Annotated in this window: 14 protein-coding genes; 9 read left to right on the top strand and 5 right to left on the bottom strand. The window is 54.6% G+C overall.

Annotated elements, in window-relative coordinates; all coding sequences use genetic code 11:
• The first annotated feature begins 29 nt into the window (after window positions 1-29).
• From putP to phoH, 6 genes are all read left to right on the top strand, one after another.
• Window positions 30-1514 carry a sodium/proline symporter PutP gene (putP, locus tag EBA31_RS15845; RefSeq protein WP_046373267.1) on the top strand — a complete coding sequence of 495 codons (1485 nt, stop codon included), beginning with the start codon at window positions 30-32 and terminating at the stop codon, window positions 1512-1514.
• Window positions 1515-1762: 248 nt separating this feature from the next.
• Window positions 1763-2608, top strand: a complete 846-nt coding sequence (efeU, locus tag EBA31_RS15840; protein ID WP_122079691.1) for an iron uptake transporter permease EfeU — start codon at window positions 1763-1765, stop codon at window positions 2606-2608.
• Between the two features lie 18 nt (window positions 2609-2626).
• Window positions 2627-3763, top strand: coding sequence for an iron uptake system protein EfeO (gene efeO / locus EBA31_RS15835; RefSeq protein ID WP_048760242.1), 1137 nt, complete (start codon window positions 2627-2629; stop codon window positions 3761-3763).
• A gap of 11 nt (window positions 3764-3774) precedes the next feature.
• Window positions 3775-5073 carry an iron uptake transporter deferrochelatase/peroxidase subunit gene (gene efeB / locus EBA31_RS15830; protein ID WP_122079690.1) on the top strand — a complete coding sequence of 433 codons (1299 nt, stop codon included), beginning with the start codon at window positions 3775-3777 and terminating at the stop codon, window positions 5071-5073.
• A 201-nt stretch (window positions 5074-5274) separates the two neighbouring features.
• Window positions 5275-7419 carry a TonB-dependent receptor PqqU gene (gene pqqU, locus EBA31_RS15825; RefSeq protein WP_020827478.1) on the top strand — a complete coding sequence of 715 codons (2145 nt, stop codon included), beginning with the start codon at window positions 5275-5277 and terminating at the stop codon, window positions 7417-7419.
• A gap of 683 nt (window positions 7420-8102) precedes the next feature.
• Complete coding sequence (gene phoH, locus EBA31_RS15820) at window positions 8103-8888, top strand: phosphate starvation-inducible protein PhoH (RefSeq protein WP_020827477.1); 786 nt, start codon at window positions 8103-8105, stop codon at window positions 8886-8888.
• A gap of 217 nt (window positions 8889-9105) precedes the next feature.
• Here phoH and EBA31_RS15815 read toward each other — a convergent pair whose 3' ends face one another.
• The 3 genes from EBA31_RS15815 to EBA31_RS15805 are packed head-to-tail and all read right to left on the bottom strand — an operon-like array spanning window position 9106 to window position 12869.
• On the bottom strand, window positions 9106-9975 hold the full coding sequence (locus EBA31_RS15815; protein WP_122079689.1) for a DmsC/YnfH family molybdoenzyme membrane anchor subunit: 870 nt from the start codon (window positions 9973-9975) through the stop codon (window positions 9106-9108).
• A gap of 3 nt (window positions 9976-9978) precedes the next feature.
• Window positions 9979-10533, bottom strand: coding sequence for a 4Fe-4S dicluster domain-containing protein (locus EBA31_RS15810; RefSeq protein ID WP_198639850.1), 555 nt, complete (start codon window positions 10531-10533; stop codon window positions 9979-9981).
• Window positions 10534-10535: 2 nt separating this feature from the next.
• A complete protein-coding gene (locus EBA31_RS15805; RefSeq protein ID WP_122079687.1) occupies window positions 10536-12869 on the bottom strand; it encodes a molybdopterin-dependent oxidoreductase in 2334 nt (777 codons plus the stop codon).
• Window positions 12870-13333: 464 nt separating this feature from the next.
• Here EBA31_RS15805 and lpxO point away from each other — a divergent pair, with 464 nt between their 5' ends.
• Window positions 13334-14236, top strand: a complete 903-nt coding sequence (gene lpxO, locus EBA31_RS15800; RefSeq protein WP_020827473.1) for a lipid A hydroxylase LpxO — start codon at window positions 13334-13336, stop codon at window positions 14234-14236.
• A 34-nt stretch (window positions 14237-14270) separates the two neighbouring features.
• Here lpxO and chaA read toward each other — a convergent pair whose 3' ends face one another.
• Both chaA and EBA31_RS15790 read right to left on the bottom strand, forming a co-directional pair.
• Window positions 14271-15371: a sodium-potassium/proton antiporter ChaA gene (gene chaA, locus EBA31_RS15795; RefSeq protein WP_020827472.1), complete on the bottom strand. Its 1101-nt coding sequence runs from the start codon at window positions 15369-15371 to the stop codon at window positions 14271-14273.
• 314 nt (window positions 15372-15685) lie between these two features.
• The gene (locus tag EBA31_RS15790; RefSeq protein ID WP_020827471.1) at window positions 15686-16504 is read right to left on the bottom strand and encodes a siderophore-interacting protein; all 819 of its coding nucleotides are present in this window, start codon (window positions 16502-16504) and stop codon (window positions 15686-15688) included.
• 129 nt (window positions 16505-16633) lie between these two features.
• On the opposite strand from EBA31_RS15790, the gene chaB reads away from it, so the two are divergent.
• Both chaB and EBA31_RS15780 read left to right on the top strand, forming a co-directional pair.
• Window positions 16634-16861 carry a putative cation transport regulator ChaB gene (chaB, locus tag EBA31_RS15785; RefSeq protein ID WP_122079686.1) on the top strand — a complete coding sequence of 76 codons (228 nt, stop codon included), beginning with the start codon at window positions 16634-16636 and terminating at the stop codon, window positions 16859-16861.
• Between the two features lie 256 nt (window positions 16862-17117).
• Entirely contained in the window at window positions 17118-17813 is a 696-nt protein-coding gene (locus tag EBA31_RS15780) for a gamma-glutamylcyclotransferase (RefSeq protein WP_020827469.1), read from the top strand.
• The last annotated feature ends 226 nt before the right edge of the window (window positions 17814-18039 follow it).

Here is an 18039-nt window from a genome sequence, read left to right as displayed (position 1 = left end):
GCGAAATAATAATGAGAGTGGAGAATTTCATGACAATGAGCACACCAATGCTGGTCACCTTCCTGGTGTATATCTTCGGGATGGTGTTAATCGGCCTACTTGCCTACCGGGCAACCAATAACTTTGACGACTACATTCTGGGCGGTCGTAGCCTGGGCAGCGTGGTGACCGCGCTCTCTGCCGGCGCATCGGATATGAGCGGCTGGTTGCTGATGGGCCTGCCGGGCGCCATCTTCCTGTCCGGCATTTCCGAAAGCTGGATTGCGATAGGCCTGACCATCGGCGCTTACCTTAACTGGAAGCTGGTGGCGGGGCGGCTGCGTGTTCATACCGAAGCCAACAATAACGCCCTGACGTTACCGGATTATTTCACCAGCCGTTTTGAAGACAACAGCAAGCTGCTGCGGGTGATCTCCGCCATTGTCATTCTGGTGTTCTTCACTATCTATTGTGCTTCCGGCATCGTCGCCGGTGCGCGTCTGTTCGAAAGCACCTTTGGCATGAGCTACGAAACGGCGCTGTGGGCCGGCGCTGCGGCCACTATCCTTTATACCTTTATCGGCGGATTCCTGGCGGTGAGCTGGACCGACACCGTCCAGGCCAGCCTGATGATTTTCGCGCTGATCCTGACGCCGGTGATTGTTATCTTTGCCGTTGGCGGCATCGATACTTCGATGCTGGTTATCGAAGCGAAAAACCCGGCCAATATCGACATGCTGAAAGGCCTGAACTTTGTGGCTATTCTCTCGCTGCTGGGCTGGGGGCTGGGTTACTTCGGTCAGCCGCACATTCTGGCGCGCTTTATGGCGGCCGACTCTCACCGCACTATCCGCAGCGCACGTCGCATCAGCATGACCTGGATGATCCTGTGTCTGGCGGGCACCATTGCCGTCGGCTTCTTCGGTATTGCTTACTTCGCCAATAACCCGGACCAGGCGGGCAACGTGTCGCAAAACGGCGAGCGCGTGTTTATCGAGCTGGCGATGATTCTGTTCAACCCGTGGATCGCCGGCATTTTGCTGTCGGCAATTTTGGCGGCGGTAATGAGTACCCTGAGCTGCCAGCTGTTGGTGTGTTCAAGTGCGATTACCGAAGATCTGTACAAAGCCTTCCTGCGTAAGGGCGCCAGCCAGCGTGAGCTGGTATGGGTAGGGCGCATCATGGTGCTGGTGGTGGCGTTAGTGGCTATCGCGCTGGCGGCAAACCCGGAAAACCGCGTGCTGGGTCTGGTGAGCTACGCCTGGGCCGGCTTCGGCGCTGCCTTCGGTCCGGTGGTGCTGATCTCGGTCATGTGGTCACGCATGACGCGTAACGGCGCCCTGGCCGGCATGCTGGTTGGCGCAGTAACGGTGATCGTCTGGAAACACTTCGCCTGGCTGGATCTGTATGAAATCATCCCAGGCTTCCTGTTCGGCTGTATCGCCATCGTGGTGGTGAGCCTGATGGGGCGTTCTCCTTCCGCCACCATTACCGAGCGTTTCGATCAGGCGGAAGCCGAATTCAAAACCGTTTAATCTCTCGCATCGCGAGTCAAAAAGGCGCTTAAGGCGCCTTTTTTATTTCATCCTCCCAGGTTTTTCGTCATCTTGCGGAAACAACTGGCGACATTTGATTAGAAAAAATCACCCTTGGCGCTCTTGTATTTCTTTCAGCCAGAATGATAATCACTATCGTTGTGTTTTACTTTTCTTTACATTGGCGCTGCCGTCATTTCTGACGTGCGGGCGCTTCGCTGCAGATGCCTTTTTAGGGGTTATTACTTATGTTTGTTCCCTTCCTTATCATGTTCCGTGAGGGGCTGGAGGCGGCGTTGATCGTCAGCCTGATTGCCAGCTACCTGAAACGCACGCAGCGGGGTCAATGGTTAGGCGTGGTATGGATAGGGGTGATCGTTGCCGCCGCCCTGTGCCTGGCGCTCGGTATCTTCATCAATGAAACCACCGGCGAATTCCCGCAAAAGCAGCAAGAGCTGTTCGAAGGCATAGTCGCGGTAGTGGCTGTGCTGATCCTGACCTATATGGTGTTCTGGATGCGTAAGGTCTCCAAATCGGTCAAGGTGCATCTGGAAGGCGCCATCGACAATGCGCTCAATTCCGGCAAAGGTCAGGGCTGGGCGCTGGTGGCGATAGTGTTTTTTGCCGTGGCCCGCGAAGGGCTGGAGTCGGTGTTCTTCCTGCTGGCGGCTTTCCAGCAAGACGTGGGAATTGAAGCCCCGATAGGTGCGGTGCTTGGCCTGGTGGCCGCCATTGTCCTGGGCATGATGATCTACTGGGGCGGCGTGAAACTGCACCTGGCCAAATTCTTCAAATGGACCAGCCTGTTTATCCTGTTCGTTGCCGCCGGCCTGGCCGCCGGGGCGATCCGCGCCTTCCACGAAGCCGGGTTGTGGAACCACTTCCAGGACATCGCGTTTGATCTGAGTAACCATCTGTCGACCCACTCCCTGTTTGGTACCCTGCTCGAAGGCATCTTCGGCTACCAGGAAACGCCAACGGTAAGCGAAGTGGCGGTCTACTTCTTGTATTTGATCCCAGCACTGATTTTCTTTTTCCTGCCGCAGCGTGTGGAACCGGTCGCGGTTTCGACGCAACGTAAAATCAATCATTAATTTAATAGGGAATCTTGTATGTCTACTCCGTTATTCCGCCGCAAGGCTTTGCACGCAGCATTACTGGCTATCCCGGCGTTCGCGCTGAGCATTGATGCCCTGGCGGCGGACGTGCCGCAGGTAAAGATTACCGTTAACGACAAACAGTGTGAGCCGATGCAACTGACGGTGCCGGCCGGTAAAACCCAGTTTGTGGTGCACAACACCAGCCAGAAAAACGTGGAGTGGGAAATCCTGAAAGGGGTGATGGTGGTGGAAGAGCGCGAGAATATCGCACCGGGCTTCACCCAGAAGATGACCGCCAATCTGGAAGCGGGCGAATACGACATGACCTGTGGGCTGCTCAGCAATCCGAAAGGCAAGCTGACCGTGACCGCGGCGGCCGGTGCTGCCACCGACGGCAAACCGAACGCCATGGATTTGGTTGGGCCGATTGCTGAATACAAAGTCTACGTCACCAAAGAAGTGGAAGGGCTGGTCAAACAGACCAAGCTGTTCACCGATGCCGTGAAGGCCGGCAACGTGGCAGAAGCGCGTAAACTCTATGCGCCGACCCGTCAGCATTACGAGCGAATTGAGCCGATCGCCGAGCTGTTCTCCGATTTGGACGGCAGTATCGACGCCCGCGAAGATGACTACGAGAAAAAAGCGGAAGATCCGAAGTTCACCGGTTTCCACCGCCTGGAGAAAGCGCTGTTTGCCGACAACACCACCAAAGACATGAACCAATACGCCGATCGGCTGTACAAGGACACCCTTGAGCTGCAAAAACGCGTGACCGACCTGACCTTCCCGCCAAGTAAGGTGGTGGGCGGCGCTGCGGGCCTGATCGAAGAAGTGGCGGCGAGCAAAATCAGCGGTGAAGAAGACCGTTACAGCCGCACCGACCTGTGGGACTTCCAGGCCAACGTAGACGGCGCGCAAAAAATCGTTAACCTGCTGCGCCCGCTGTTGGTCAAGGCCAACAAGCCGTTGCTGGACAAGATCGACGCCAACTTTAAAACCGTCGATACCATTCTGGCGAAATACAAAACCAAAGATGGCTATGAGTCTTACGAGAAGCTGACCGATGCCGATCGCAACGCCATGAAAGGGCCAATCACCACTCTGGCGGAAGATTTGTCACAGCTGCGTGGCGTTCTGGGTCTGGACTGAGGCAAAGCATCATGAGTAACAAGATCGGCCCGGAAAACGGGCCGCATCCACAAACGCAGGGCGCGGCGTCACCGTCGCGCCGTCGTTTATTGCAGGGATTGGGGCTGGGCGTACTGGCGCTGGGCGGCAGTCGTCTGACCCAGGCGGCAGATAAAACGGCGGAACCGCTGGCGGTCGCCAAAGATGAACGCTGGCAGAAGCAACCGTTCTACGGCGCGCACCAGGCCGGGATCCTCACGCCGCAGCAAGCGGCGATGATGCTGGTGGCCTTTGACGTGCTGGCCAGCAACAAGCAGGATCTGGAGCGGCTGTTTCGGCTGTTGACCAACCGCATTGCGTTTTTGACCACCGGCGGCAAAGCGCCGGAAGTGGATCCCAAGCTGCCACCGCTTGATTCGGGCATCATGGGGCCGGAGATCTACCCGGATAACCTGACCATCACCGTGTCGGTTGGAACCTCGCTGTTTGACGAGCGTTTCGGTCTGCAGGCCCACAAGCCGCTGCGGCTGCAAAAAATGACGCGTTTTCCAAACGACTCGCTGGACGCCAGCCTGTGCCACGGTGATTTGGTGTTGCAGATTTGCGCCAATACCAATGAAACCGTGATCCACGCGCTGCGTGACATCATCAAGCATTCGCCGGATCTGCTCAGCGTGCGCTGGAAGCGAGAAGGGTTTATTTCCGCCCACGCCGCACGTAGCAAGGGCAAAGAAACGCCAATCAACCTGCTGGGCTTTAAAGACGGCACCGCCAACCCGAAAACCGACGATAAGCCGCTGATGGATCAGGTGGTGTGGGTGGCCGATAACGCCGGGGAACCGGCATGGGCGGTGGGCGGTAGCTATCAGGCCGCGCGTATTATCCGTTTCCACGTGGAGTTCTGGGATCGTACTCCGCTGCAGGAGCAGCAAACCATCTTCGGCCGCGAAAAGCACAGCGGTGCGCCGCTGGGCATGAAGCATGAACACGACGAGCCGGACTATGAGAAGGATCCCGAAGGGAAGATGATCCCGATGGATGCGCATATCCGCCTGGCAAACCCGCGCACCCCGCAAACTCAGAGTAATTTGCTGTTGCGCCGGGGTTATAGCTATTCGATCGGCGTGTCCAACTCCGGCCAGTTGGAAATGGGGCTGCTGTTCGTCTGCTACCAGGCCGATTTGGAGAAAGGTTTCCTGACGGTGCAAAAACGTCTGAACGGCGAGGCGCTGGAAGAGTACGTCAAACCTATCGGCGGTGGTTATTTCTTTGCGCTGCCAGGGGTCAAAGACAGCAACGACTATCTGGGCAGCGGCTTGCTGAAAGCCTGAGCCTCACTTCACCAGGCGGGGTTTCCCCGCCTTATTTTTTAATCAACAGCCGTTAATTAAAATCAACCCTGGGCTTGCGAAATCGAGAGCTCCGTCTTTAATTAGGCTAACTATTTTCATTTTTTGTTAAAAGCATTAACATATCGGCCATAACGTTCCAAATGGTTCATATTTTCCGATCCCTTTAACGGCATTCTCCTGATGAAAAGCACTCATAAAAACCGGTTGGCGGTTTCAGCTCTGGTTATCCCTGCCTTACTGCCTGTCTGCGCCCTGGCGCAGGACAAGGATAGCGAACAGACCATGGTGGTCACGGCCAAACGCAGCGGCCTATCCGAACTGTCCACCCCGGCTGCCGTCAGCGTGGTGAATGGCGATCAAATCCGTGAGGCCAGGCCGCAGATCAACCTGTCGGAAAGTCTGGGCAGCGTGCCCGGCCTGCAAATTCAGAACCGCCAGAACTACGCGCAGGATCTGCAGCTTTCGGTGCGGGGCTTTGGTGCACGTTCAATGTATGGCGTGCGCGGCGTACGTATCTATGTCGATGGTATTCCTGCCACCATGCCGGATGGTCAGGGCCAGACGTCGAACATTGACCTTAACTCGGTTGAAAAGGTGGAGGTGCTGCGCGGGCCGTTTTCCGCCCTCTACGGCAATGCCTCCGGCGGCATGGTGAATGTGGAAACCGAAACCGGCCAGCAACCTGCGCGCCTTGAAGCCAGTTCGTACTTTGGCAGTTACGGCACCTGGCGTTATGGCGTCAAGGCGACCGGGGCAACCGGCGACGGCACCCACGCCGGTGACGTTAACTACACTATTTCCGGTACCCGGTTCACGACACAGGGCTTTCGCGATCACAGCGGCGCGCAGAAAAACCTCGGCAATGCCAAGCTGGGCGTACGCATCGACGATGTCAGCACCCTGACGCTGTTGTTCAACAGCGTCGATATTCACGCCAATGACCCAGGTGGCCTGACGAACGCGGAATGGCACGATAATCCGCGCCAGGCGCCGCGTGCCGACCAGTACAACACCCGAAAAAGCACTTCGCAGACCCAGGCCGGGTTGCACTATGAGCGCCAGATGGGGGCCGATGACGACCTGAGCATCATGATGTACGCCGGTGAGCGCGAAACCACCCAGTACCAGTCGATCCCGGTTGCGGTGCAGCAGCGTAGCGCCCAGCATCCTGGCGGGGTGATTGACCTGACGCGCCATTATCAGGGGATTGATACCCGTTGGACGCACCGCGGTGAGCTGGGCGTACCCTATACCCTGACCGGCGGGTTGGACTATGAAACCATGACCGAGCAGCGTAAAGGCTATGAAAACTTTACCCAGGTTAACGGCGTAACCGAGTTGGGCACCCAGGGGGCGCTGCGCCGCAATGAGCGCAACCTGATGTGGAACCTGGATCCCTATCTGCAAAGTTCGTGGCAGTTGACGCAAAAACTGACGCTGGATGCCGGCATGCGTTACAGCACGGTCAATTTCGACTCCAACGACCACTACGTGACCAGCAGCAACGGTGATGACAGCGGTAACGCCAGCTACCATAAATGGTTGCCGGCAGGCTCGCTGAACTATGCGGTGATGAGCGGCTGGAACCTGTATCTGTCCGCCGGTCGCGGGTTTGAAACCCCGACCATTAACGAACTGTCGTACCGTTCCGGCGATCAGGCTGGGCTTAACTTCGGTTTACAGCCTTCGACCAGTGACACTGTTGAGTTGGGCAGTAAAACCCGCATTGGCAACGGCCTGCTGACCGCCGCAGTATTCCAGACCGACACGCGTAACGAAATTGTGGTGGATGAAAGCAGCAACGGCCGCACCAGCTACAAAAACGCCGGGCAGACCCGCCGACGCGGGCTGGAATTGGCGCTGGATCAGCAATTCGCCTACGATTGGCGAGTGCAGTTGGCCTGGACACTGTTAGACGCGCGTTACCGCGATGATGTGTGCGGCGACAGCCAGTGTTCAGAAGCCAATAAGGTGCCAAGCGGCAACCGTATGCCGGGTATTGCGCGCAATATGGGCTATGCCTCATTGGCCTGGTCCCCACCTGAAGGGTGGTATGCCGGTGCGGAGGTACGTTACATGAGCGATATCGAAGTTAATGATGCCAACACTGAACAGGCTCCGGCCTATACCACCGTGGGTTTAAATACAGGCTATCGTTATCCAATGGGGAACTGGATGCTGAATGTTTTCGGTCGGGTGGATAACCTGTTTGACCGCCAATACGTGGGGTCGGTGATCGTCAATGAAGGCAATGGCCGTTACTACGAACCGGCTCCGGGAAGAAACTGGGGCGGCGGGGTAAGCGTTTCTTATACCTTCGAATAACGCTAAACAGCGTTACCGACGCAATCAAAGAACGGCAGGGCGGGAGCTTTCCCGCCTTTTTTATTTATAAATTTGGGGCGATGTGCAGGTTTTTGTTTGTGCAAAATTTAATCAGGAAACCGAAATGTCATCCGCGTATTTTAATCATAACAGCATGATATCTAACGTGATAAAAATTTTATTGAATGACGTAATCGGCGTGATATAGTGTTCTTGTGGCGCCTAAAAACAAAAAATATTAAATTTTTTTACATTTTAGCAACGTGCGCGGTTTGAATGTCATTATACTGTAATCATCTGGCGGTAGTTTTCACAAGGTGCACAGCTCGAAGCTGTAAATAACACTGCGGGGATCGCTAATGGTAAAGTCCTTGGTTGGGCTAGAAAGAAAAAATAACAGTTCTTCCCTGATGACTCGTTGTAACGAGGGCTCTCTCTCCGACTCTCTTTTTCTGACCAGATCGCACTCCCGTTATCACAAATTCCTGTCACTTTTCTCTCTCGTTTTAATTATGCAATCGCGTTGTCCCGTGAAAAATCGGCGTGCCGAAATGCCCGTCGGATATTCACTTTTTCTATTGGCTATCGTCGGCTCAAAAGGGAGCCAAACCCGCATCTGTATGTGAAACATAATCGCACGGCCAGGCCGTTGCGGTAGGTGAAACAAACTGTAAGGTGCCACTATGAGACAAAAAGCAGTGATCAAAGCACGTCGTGAAGCGAAACGCGTTATTCGCCGTGACGCTCGTAGTCATCGCCAGCTGGAAGAAGAGTCCGTAACCTCGCTGGTACAAATGGGTGGTGTTGAGTCTATCGGCATGGCACGTGACAAGCGCGATAGCTCCCCCATTCTGGCTCGAACCGAAGCTCAGGGTCATTACTTAATAGCCATAGACAAGAAGCAGTTGATATTTGCCACCGGTGAAGCCGGCTGCGGCAAAACATTTATCAGCGCTGCGAAAGCGGCAGAAGCCCTTATACATAAAGAAGTGGATCGGATTATCGTTACTCGTCCGGTTCTGCAGGCGGATGAAGACCTCGGTTTCTTGCCGGGGGATATCTCTGAGAAATTCGCCCCTTATTTCCGACCGGTGTATGACATTCTGGTGCGCCGTTTAGGATCGTCCTTTATGCAATACTGCCTACGCCCGGAAATCGGCAAGGTGGAGATCGCGCCTTTCGCTTATATGCGCGGGCGTACTTTCGAAAATGCGGTGGTTATTCTGGATGAAGCCCAGAACGTTACCGCCAGCCAAATGAAGATGTTCCTGACCCGTCTGGGTGAGAACGTCACGGTCATCGTCAATGGTGACATCACCCAGTGCGACTTGCCGCGCGGCGTGAAGTCCGGCCTCAGCGATGCGATGGAGCGCTTCGAAGAGGATGAAATGATCGGCATCATCCGCTTTGATAAACAAGACTGCGTCCGCTCCGCCTTGTGCCAGCGTACGCTCAACGCCTACAGTTAACACCTGCCCGTTCACAAAAGGCCGCCTCGGCGGCCTTAGTCTGATGACAAACACCCGAAAAGCGTGGTTTTCGGGTGTTTGGGGTAAATCAGAAGAGATAATCCTTTGTTTTTATTAGTCCCCAGATCGGGACTTTTAACTGCAAAGGACTTTGTCAGCAACCTGAGGCCGCCTCGGCGGCCTTTTTCTTGCCTTGAATATCAGCGCAGCCGCAACATTAAAACCAAGGGTATTGGCTCATGACGCCGGCGTAAAACAGCATTCGGCCACCAATACAGGCTGAGAGCAGCGTTAGCATCAGTGCGCCCGCCACGCCAACGTTCAGAACCGGCCGTTGGTACAGATAGGCCGCCAATCCGCTGCCGGTAATCAGCGCGCCAAAAATAAGCCACCCCATCAGACCCGAGCCAAAAACGGTGACGGCGCTGGCGAGCATTTTCCCTTGCTGGTTGAACCCGGCGCTGTAGCCCAGGATCACGACTAACAGCAATACCACGCCGCATAAAATGCCTGTCGGCAACGCGACGGGGAGCCACCTTTCGCGATCATTTTGAGCCGCATTGAACACGCTGAGCCGCAGCCCAAGGGTGGTAAACCCCAGCAACAGGGCCGTGGCGATAAAACCGAGGTGAGTGAGCGGCGAATGCCACAGAGGGTGACTCGCCATCTGGTAATAAACCTGTGCGGAAACCAGGATTGCAGCCACGCCAGCTCCCGATGCCAGCAGGCTAACCTGGCGAATCAGCCTGGGGTTTGAGTTAAAGCGAAACATCATGGCGGCCCAGATGACGACCACCGCGTTCAGCAAGGAGAAAGCGATGACTTCCCGGCTGAGCCAGGAATGGCCGATCCCCAGAATCGCTCGATAGGCGCCGGTGGGTGAACCCAGATGCAACAGCGACAGCACGGAGCCGAGGATATTGATCGCCACAATCCCTAACGCCAGTTGTCGCAGGACATTAAAGCGCTTTTCGTCGCTTAGCCAGCTCGGCTGCGCCAGAATCAATACCGTGATGGCTACGATAGTGCCGACCGCCCACTGACAAAACACGGTAAAAAAGACCAAGGGAAGTTCATATTCAGACATGGGCTATTCCTTATCACCGGCGGGAATAATGACGATATTGGGCTGACTGATTCGATGATCCGGCAGTGAGTAGCGGGTCTCGATACGCGCCAAATCAGCGGAATGGCGAGTGCGCAGCTCGTCAATATCGCCAAACTGCAGCACACCGGCCGGGCAGGACGCGACGCAGCGGGGCAGCAGCCCTTCATCCAGGCGTTCAGCACACAGATTGCACTTACTGGTTTTTCCTTCGACGGGATCAAATACCGGCGCATTATAAGGGCAAGCCATAATGCACATCCGGCAACCAATACATTTGTCATGATCCTGCACGACAATGCCGTCAGGTCGCTTGCTGTAGGTATCCGCCGGGCAGACTTTCATGCACTGCGGATCGTCGCAGTGGTTGCATGACATCGAGATAAACGCCATCGCGTTCGGGGCGTCAAAGTGAAATTCTCTGACCCGCCGCCACAGCACGCCAGCCGGGGTGGCATTTTCAGATTTGCAGGCCATCGAGCAGGTTTTGCAGCCATAACAGCCGCGCATATCGACTAAAAATCCATATTGTCTGACCATGGTTATGCCTCCGCCCGGACGTCGACCAGGGTACTGTTACAGCAATGACCGTTGCCCAGCACTTCCGCATGGTCGTTGGTGACGTGGCTGCTGCTGCCGCCTTGCTGTTCCCACCAGCCGTTATCCAGGCATACCACGCCGCGTTTGATTTGACGCGTTACCACCGCCAATGCCCGGTGTTCTCCACGGTGATTAAAAGCAATCGCCCATTCACCGTTCCTGATATGGCGGCTGGCGGCATCATCCGGATGGATCATGATATTGGGCTGATTGCGTTGCACCTCGAGGATCCATTCATTCATGCCGTGGCTGGAGTGGATGCTGCGCGCCAGCTTGCGCTGAACGGCCATTAATGGATATGTTTTCGCCAACTCCGGCGAACCTTTCGGCGACTCTTTCACCTGCATATAGGTCACAATCGGCGGGAAATCCTTCTTCTGCCACTCTTCGATAAAGAAGTGGGCCTTTTTGGTCGGAGTGCGAAAAATACCGTCTTTGAACGGGATCCACGGCGTGGGGGCGGGTTTAATCGGTCCTTTACGTAGCTGTTCGATAGTGAGGCCGGTTCCGGCCAAACAGTTTTCTATATAGTGTTCGATCGGCTGGTTAAACACCTCGCCGAAGCCGAAGCGTTCCGCCAACCGGGCAAAAATCCAGTAATCCGGTTTGGCCTCCGCCACCGGTTCTACCGCCTTTTCCATCAGTTGGACATAGTGGCTGCGAACGCCGGCCATCAGGCTGAGATCTTCAAAGATGGTGGTGACCGGCAACACCAGATCGGCATACAGCGTGGTGGAACTCATCAGGTTATCGGCCACGACGACAAACGGCACCTTCTTCAGAGCTTTCTTCACCATATTGGTGTTGGGTAACTGGGTCAGCGCGCCCATGGTCATGATCCACCAAAAGTTAATCGGGTGAGGGCGATCGTTGACAATCCACTCGCCGGTTTTGGCGACCGGTATCGGCGGAATTTTTTGTACGTTGGGTGCCGGAGGCAGCGGCGGACTGAACTTCATCATTTGTTTGGCGCCGCCCGCGTCGCAGACTCCGCCTCCGGCTTTGCCCATATTGCCAGTCAGCAGCGCCAGATAAAACTGGCTGGCCGCCACGTAGGTGCCGAATTCGGTACGCTGAGCGCCGGACATCTTCTGTACGATCATCGAAGGTGTATTGCTGGCATATTCACGCGCCAAACGGAACAGGGTGGCCGCCGGGATGTCGGTTTCCGCCGCCACTTTCTCGACGGTCCAGGGAGCCGACTCCTGACGGATCAGTTCAAATACCGTGGTATAAGCCGCATCGGCAGGCAATTCGGCCTGGGTGAGCGCCGGGACGATGGTGGGTGTGTCATGGCGCACCAGGCGGCGGCTTAGGGTGTCGTACACCAGATAGCTTTCTTTGTCCTGCGGATCTTCTCTGAGCTGTTTTTGCTGGGGGTTCACCAGATAAACGGCCCCGGTGTGTCGTCGCAGGAAGTCAGCGTCGTAGCGCTGTTCATCGATGATGATTTTGATCATCCCCAGTGCCAACGCGGTGTCGGTGCCGGGAACGATAGGGATCCACTCATCGGCCTTGGCGGCGGTTTCGTTAAAGCGGGGGTCGATCACCACCAGCCGCGCGCCTCTTTCCTGCGCCTTAATATATTCTTTGAAATAGGCCTGCATGGTCACGGCCGGATTATTGCCCCAGCAGAGAATGTAGCGGCTGTCGGCAATGGTGTCGCGCATATCCGCGTAGCGCAGGCCAAGCATCGGGATCATGGCGGCGGTCACCGCAGAGCAGCATAAGGAACCGGAGCGTTTTGTCGCCCCGCCGAGGTAATCAAAGAAGGCTTTCCCCATGTCGTTTTTAATGGAATCCATATTCCCGGCATGGCTTGAAATTAACAGGCCTTTATTACCGTGACTGGCAAGAGTATTACAGATATTAAGTTCAACCAGATCGAGCGCCTCATCCCAGGATATGGGTTTGAATTTCCCTTCACCTTTTTCGCCCACCCGAAGCAAAGGCGTTTTAACCCGCTGTTGGTGATAGACCCATTTGGTCCGGCTGATGCCGCGCAGGCAGCATTTGACGTTAAAATCTTTGCTGGCTTCTATTTTTTTGAGCTCCCCCTGATAGACATAAGCCGTTAAATTACAATGTAAACACTCCATCGCGCAGGTTGAACGAAACGTCTGGTAGTCACTGAGTTTGAGACGCACCCGGGGCAGGGGTTTGCCCTTGTCCATTGCCATGGAAAATACGCAGGGCGATATGCTGGCCAGCCCAATCACGCCAAGCCCTTTTAACAAGGTTCGGCGATTCATTCTGATGTCAGATATATTTTTCATGATGTATTCCGTACGTATTATTTGTTTTTATTATTGTTTAATGGCTTGCCTTGGGATTAATCAGGCCCCCTGAGTTAATCATGGTTGAATTGCTGCACACTGATCAAAATCAAATTAGTCATTTATTATTCTGGAGTGAATAACGGATATCGTTAATAACCCAAGCCTGAAATACCCGCTTATTTTTATTTCAAAGGCTATTTTATCTAACCCGGAGGGCGGGCAGTCATCGGTTTGGGCGCCAACCAGCGAATCGACAGAGGGCAAGCGGTTCCCGCCCATAACGCCGGCTCGTTTAGCCTTTGTGTAAACTATTGTGGTTTTTTGTATAGATTTTTGTTGGTTTAGCGTTAATGCTTAGGGGTGTTCCAGACGGGCGCAACAACTTATTGGCCTAAAGGAAATATCTGGGGTGCACGCCGGATGGGCGTGCAAGGTATTGGGATCTTCAATGCGGTTCAATCATGAAATATATTATTTTACTTCTATTTATTTTATGCGTTGTGTATGTCCATTACCGTGGGCGGGTGCGTTACACCTTCTGGCGGCAGCTCTCCGATCATTCCACATTTACTGCTCCGCTGAACGTTTTCATGTACCTGTTTTCACGCGTACCGACCACGCCCTATCTGCAGCCGGAGCAATTCCCGGAATTGCAGGCGCTGCGGGATAACTGGCAAAGCATCCGCGATGAAGGTCGGCAGCTGATGGCTATCCAGCAGATTAAAGCCTCGGACCAATATAATGATGCCGGTTTCAATTCGTTCTTCAAAACCGGCTGGAAGCGCTTCTATTTGAAGTGGTATGAAGACAACCACCCGTCGGCGATGAGCCTGTGCCCGCAGACTACCGCACTGTTGCGCAGCCTGCCTTCGGTCAAGGCGGCGATGTTTGCCGAACTGCCGGATGGCAGCCGCCTGCCACGCCACCGCGATCCCTACGCCGGTTCACTGCGTTACCATCTGGGGCTGATCACACCGAATGATGACCGTTGCTTTATCGAGGTGGATGGCGAACGCTACAGCTGGCGCGACGGGGAGGCGGTGATGTTCGACGAAACCTACCTGCATTATGCCGAAAACCAGAGTGGGCAGAACCGGTTGATTCTGTTTTGCGATATAGAGCGACCAATGCGTTTCCGCTGGGCACAGGGCATTAACCACTGGCTGGGACGCAACCTGATGAGCGCGGCTACCGCACCCAATGAAGAGGGCGATCGTACCGGTGGCGTCAACAAGTTGTTCAAGTATATCTATGCGGTACGCAAGGTGGGGAAACGGCTGAAGGCGTGGAACCGAACCGGGTACTACATCATTAAATGGATTTTGTTTGGCGGTATCGCGGCGGGTATTTTTTTCGCGATTTAAAAAGGGAGGGCGCTACGAAAGCGCCCTCCGGCAATCAGGCAAAAATGGTCATCATATAGGCGGCAAACAGCGCCAGATGCGCGGTGCCGTTCAGCACGTTGGTTCTGCCGGTCGAGAATGACAGCTGGCACAGCAGCAACACGGTCAGCATCACGACGATATGCGGCGTCTGCAGGCCGAAAATCAGCGTTTGCCCGGTCAGGGTGGCGATGATGGTTACCGCCGGTACCGTCAGTGAAATGGTCGCCAGTACCGAGCCGAAGAACAGGTTCATCGCACGTTGAACCTGATTGTTCAACACCGCACGCAGTGCCCCCAGGCCTTCTGGCGACAGGATCAACAGCGCGACCAGGAAGCCGGTAAACTGCGCAGGGGCATTCACCTTGGTCAGCAAACCTTCCAACGGGTTGGCGTTGAACTTGGTCACGGCGATCACCGCAATCAAATGCACCACCAGCCAGCCGGCATGCCAGGCACTGCTGTGCGAAGAAGGTTTGCCGTGGTGCGGGTCACCGTCGTCATCTTCGTGCTCGTAGACAAACAGGCTCTGGTGGGTTTTGGTCTGGATCACCAGGAACACGCCGTACATGGCGGCGGAAATCACCGCGACCAGCAGCGCCTGCCCAGTGCTGAAGTTGCCGCCCGGCAGCGCACTGGGGAACACCAGTACGATCACCGCCAGCGGGAAAATCGCCATCAGATACTGTTTGATACCGCCCAGATTGACGTATTGGGTGGCGAATTTGCGACCGCCCAGCAATAAAGCGAAGCCCACCAGGCCGGCGCTGACAATCATAATGATGGAGTAAAGCGTATCGCGCATCAGTGCCGGTGCGGCGTCGCCGGTGGCCATCAGCGCAGAAATCAGGCTCACTTCCAGAATAACCACCGACAGGCTGAGGATCAGCGAGCCATAGGGTTCACCCAGACGGTGAGCCAGCACGTCGGCGTGGCGCACAACGCTGAACGCGCTGCTGAGAATACCGACCAGGGCAATGATGTTAATGCCGACGATCAGCGGGAAATTGCTGGTACTGCCCCACAGGTTCAACACCACCAAGGCGGCGATGGGGAAAAGCAGCGAGTATTCAGTGTGGCGGGATTTGGATCGGCCAGGATCGTTTTGCGACTTCATTTCGATGGTACTCCTTCTCAAACAGCGTGGTCCCGTCATCGCTGACTGCCGTTAAGGGCAATTATGCGCATCCAGAATGTATTTATATTTAATAATAATAGGATACACCCGCAGGCTTGTGCCGGGGAATGATGTGATGTTGTTTTACTTGTAAAAGCAAAAGCTTGCTTTCTGTGACTAGGTTAACAAAAAAACCGCATTGGATGCGGTTTTATTTACTTACTTTTACGTAGTGAGATGAGTTTTCTTCATTAACGGCACATAAATTGCAGTTTGTAGCTTCGCCGCTTGATTAATAAAGGGGAAAATCACAGTCAATCGTCAATATTGTCCATGATTTCATGCCGTTTATTATGATAACCCTCTTCGTTTAACCCCTCACGCCAGTAAGGTACGGCATAAAGCTGATTACGGTCACATTGGCGCTCGCGGCGCAGGTAACGGCGCAGGTCTACCACCAAACGATCTTCCCCGGCCAGCCAATACTGGATTTTTGTCTCAGGTAGCGGCAATGAGCAAAATTGCGTCACCAACTCGGCGGTTTTTTCGGTGCCGCCGATAATCCAGCTCAGTTCGAAGCCTGCCGGTTTTTTCAGATCGATAACGTCAGCCGCAGTGTCGACGCGGATAAAGGCGTGGCCTTCGCTACGTGCCGGTAACCCTTCCAGCAAGGCCGCGAGCGCGGGCAAGGAGGAAGGATCGCCGGCCAGACAGTAGAAATCGGCCTCTGGCAGCATAGGTTTAGGACCGCCCGGGTTACTGATGCCGATTTTATCGCCTGCTTTGGCCGATCGCGCAAAGTTAACCGCCGGGCCGCTGTGATCGTGAATGGCGAATTCAATGTCGACTTCCGCCAGCTCCGGGCGTACTGCGCGAATCGAATAGGTGCGGACAATCGGACGAACCGCATCGGCCGCCCAGCGAGGGCCGTTTTCGGTCAGCGTCGGCAGGTCCGGCTGCGTCTGGCCTTCGAGCGGCAGGAAAACCTTGATGTGCGCGGCGGCGGCGTTTGCCGGGTAATAACGCAGGTCCGGGGCGGTGAAAGTGATGCGGCGCAGGTGCGGGGTAACATCGCGAATCGCGCTGACAGCAATCAGGTAGGGTGCGCGTGAGCGTGGGGCTTCGGTAGTCACGGGGTTCTCCTTATGTTCGTTTGGCGAGGAGTATAACATGCCATGTGATAATGAGAATTGTTTGCTAATTGAGGCGGGCGGGGGTGTCATCTAAGCTTAAGGTTCACTGAATATCTGCGGGAGGAAATGATGCCCTACAACAGCACAAATGCCTTGCCGGACAACGTCAAACACGTGTTGCCGGCCCATGCGCAAGAGATCTATAAGGAAGCTTTTAACAGCGCCTGGGATCAATATAGCGATCCGGATGACCGGCGCGGCGACGATAGCCGAGAGGAAACCGCCCACAAGGTAGCCTGGGCGGCGGTGAAGCAAAGCTACCGCAAAGGTGATGACGACCGCTGGCGCAAAAAGTAAGGCGTTCCCCGGCGCCTTTGTGCGCCGGTAAATCATGAAATCCGAACCTATTACGCGGGCAATTAATATTATTGCTGCTGAGTACAAATACTTTTTCACTTTAAAGCTCTTTTGAAACTTGATTGCTCACTGAGAAAAGAATAAGGTCATTATTATCGCGGGAAGATTATTGTATTAATATAATTCCGCACTTAATAAATAAGATTGAACAGTGGCGAGGGAGTATGGGCAATCCTATTCCCGGGAGGTTGTTAAGGTGTTAACGCGAGATTTTCTGCAAAATGCGGATTGCAAAACTGCATTCGGCACCATTGAGGAGTCGCTGTTACTGACATCAGAGCAGCGGGCGGCCTCGTTGGATTGTACTTTATCCCGTCGGCCGGATAACAGCCCGGTGTGGGTCTTCGGCTACGGTTCACTGATGTGGAATCCGGTGTTTGAATCCGAAGAGGTGCGGCCGGCCACGCTGCAAGGCTGGCACCGCGCCTTCTGTTTGCGGCTTACCGCCGGGCGCGGCACCTTGCACCAGCCGGGGCGGATGCTGGCGTTAAAAGAAGGCGGCCATACCACCGGCCTGGCGTTTCGCCTGCCGGAAGCCAAGCTGCGCGAAGAGCTGGAACTGCTGTGGAAACGCGAAATGGTCACCGGCTGTTATTTGCCGACCTGGTGCGATCTCACCTTGGCAGATGGCGAAGTGGTGACCGCGCTGGTGTTTGTCATGAACCCGCAGCACCCGCTGTTTGAAGAAGATACCAGCCATCAGGTGATAGCCCCCCTGATCGCCAGCGCCAGCGGGCCGCTGGGAACTAACGCCCAGTACCTGTTCTCGCTGGATAACGAGCTGAAAAACCACGGTATGCAGGACGACTGCATTGGCGATTTGGTCAGCTACGTGCAGCAATGGCTGCAGCAAAATACCTCCGGCCCTATCGGCGGAGAGGCAACTGCCTGATCCCGCTCATATGACGCTTTCGATAGGCTCAGCTTGCTGAGCCTTTTTTTGTTTATATATCTAATGCCTATATTTAATAACTTTATTTTGCATAAGCATTTAATCCACATTTTTAAAGTGGATATATATGTTGTTAATTTTAAAGCTATTCGATAATTTAAGATTAAAAAACAGCTAATTTGCAATGGTGAAAAATTCACTTAGCATGAAAATGCATAACTAAAGG

The organism is Serratia sp. P2ACOL2 (assembly GCF_003691565.1).
In the GTDB taxonomy this organism is placed as follows: Bacteria; Pseudomonadota; Gammaproteobacteria; order Enterobacterales; family Enterobacteriaceae; genus Serratia; species Serratia liquefaciens.
This window is presented reverse-complemented; position numbering and strand designations above follow the sequence as displayed.

Excerpts from the sequence above, each read along its gene's own strand:
- efeO (WP_048760242.1), top strand. The coding sequence starts at position 2,627 with ATGTCTACTCCGTTATTCCGCCGCAAGGCTTTGCACGCAGCATTACTG.
- efeB (WP_122079690.1), top strand. The coding sequence starts at position 3,775 with ATGAGTAACAAGATCGGCCCGGAAAACGGGCCGCATCCACAAACGCAG.
- chaB (WP_122079686.1), top strand. The coding sequence starts at position 16,634 with ATGCCCTACAACAGCACAAATGCCTTGCCGGACAACGTCAAACACGTG.
- chaA (WP_020827472.1), bottom strand. The coding sequence starts at position 15,371 with ATGAAGTCGCAAAACGATCCTGGCCGATCCAAATCCCGCCACACTGAA.
- efeU (WP_122079691.1), top strand. The coding sequence starts at position 1,763 with ATGTTTGTTCCCTTCCTTATCATGTTCCGTGAGGGGCTGGAGGCGGCG.
- pqqU (WP_020827478.1), top strand. The coding sequence starts at position 5,275 with ATGAAAAGCACTCATAAAAACCGGTTGGCGGTTTCAGCTCTGGTTATC.
- EBA31_RS15805 (WP_122079687.1), bottom strand. The coding sequence starts at position 12,869 with ATGAAAAATATATCTGACATCAGAATGAATCGCCGAACCTTGTTAAAA.
- EBA31_RS15815 (WP_122079689.1), bottom strand. The coding sequence starts at position 9,975 with ATGTCTGAATATGAACTTCCCTTGGTCTTTTTTACCGTGTTTTGTCAG.
- putP (WP_046373267.1), top strand. The coding sequence starts at position 30 with ATGACAATGAGCACACCAATGCTGGTCACCTTCCTGGTGTATATCTTC.
- phoH (WP_020827477.1), top strand. The coding sequence starts at position 8,103 with ATGAGACAAAAAGCAGTGATCAAAGCACGTCGTGAAGCGAAACGCGTT.
- EBA31_RS15810 (WP_198639850.1), bottom strand. The coding sequence starts at position 10,533 with ATGGTCAGACAATATGGATTTTTAGTCGATATGCGCGGCTGTTATGGC.
- lpxO (WP_020827473.1), top strand. The coding sequence starts at position 13,334 with ATGAAATATATTATTTTACTTCTATTTATTTTATGCGTTGTGTATGTC.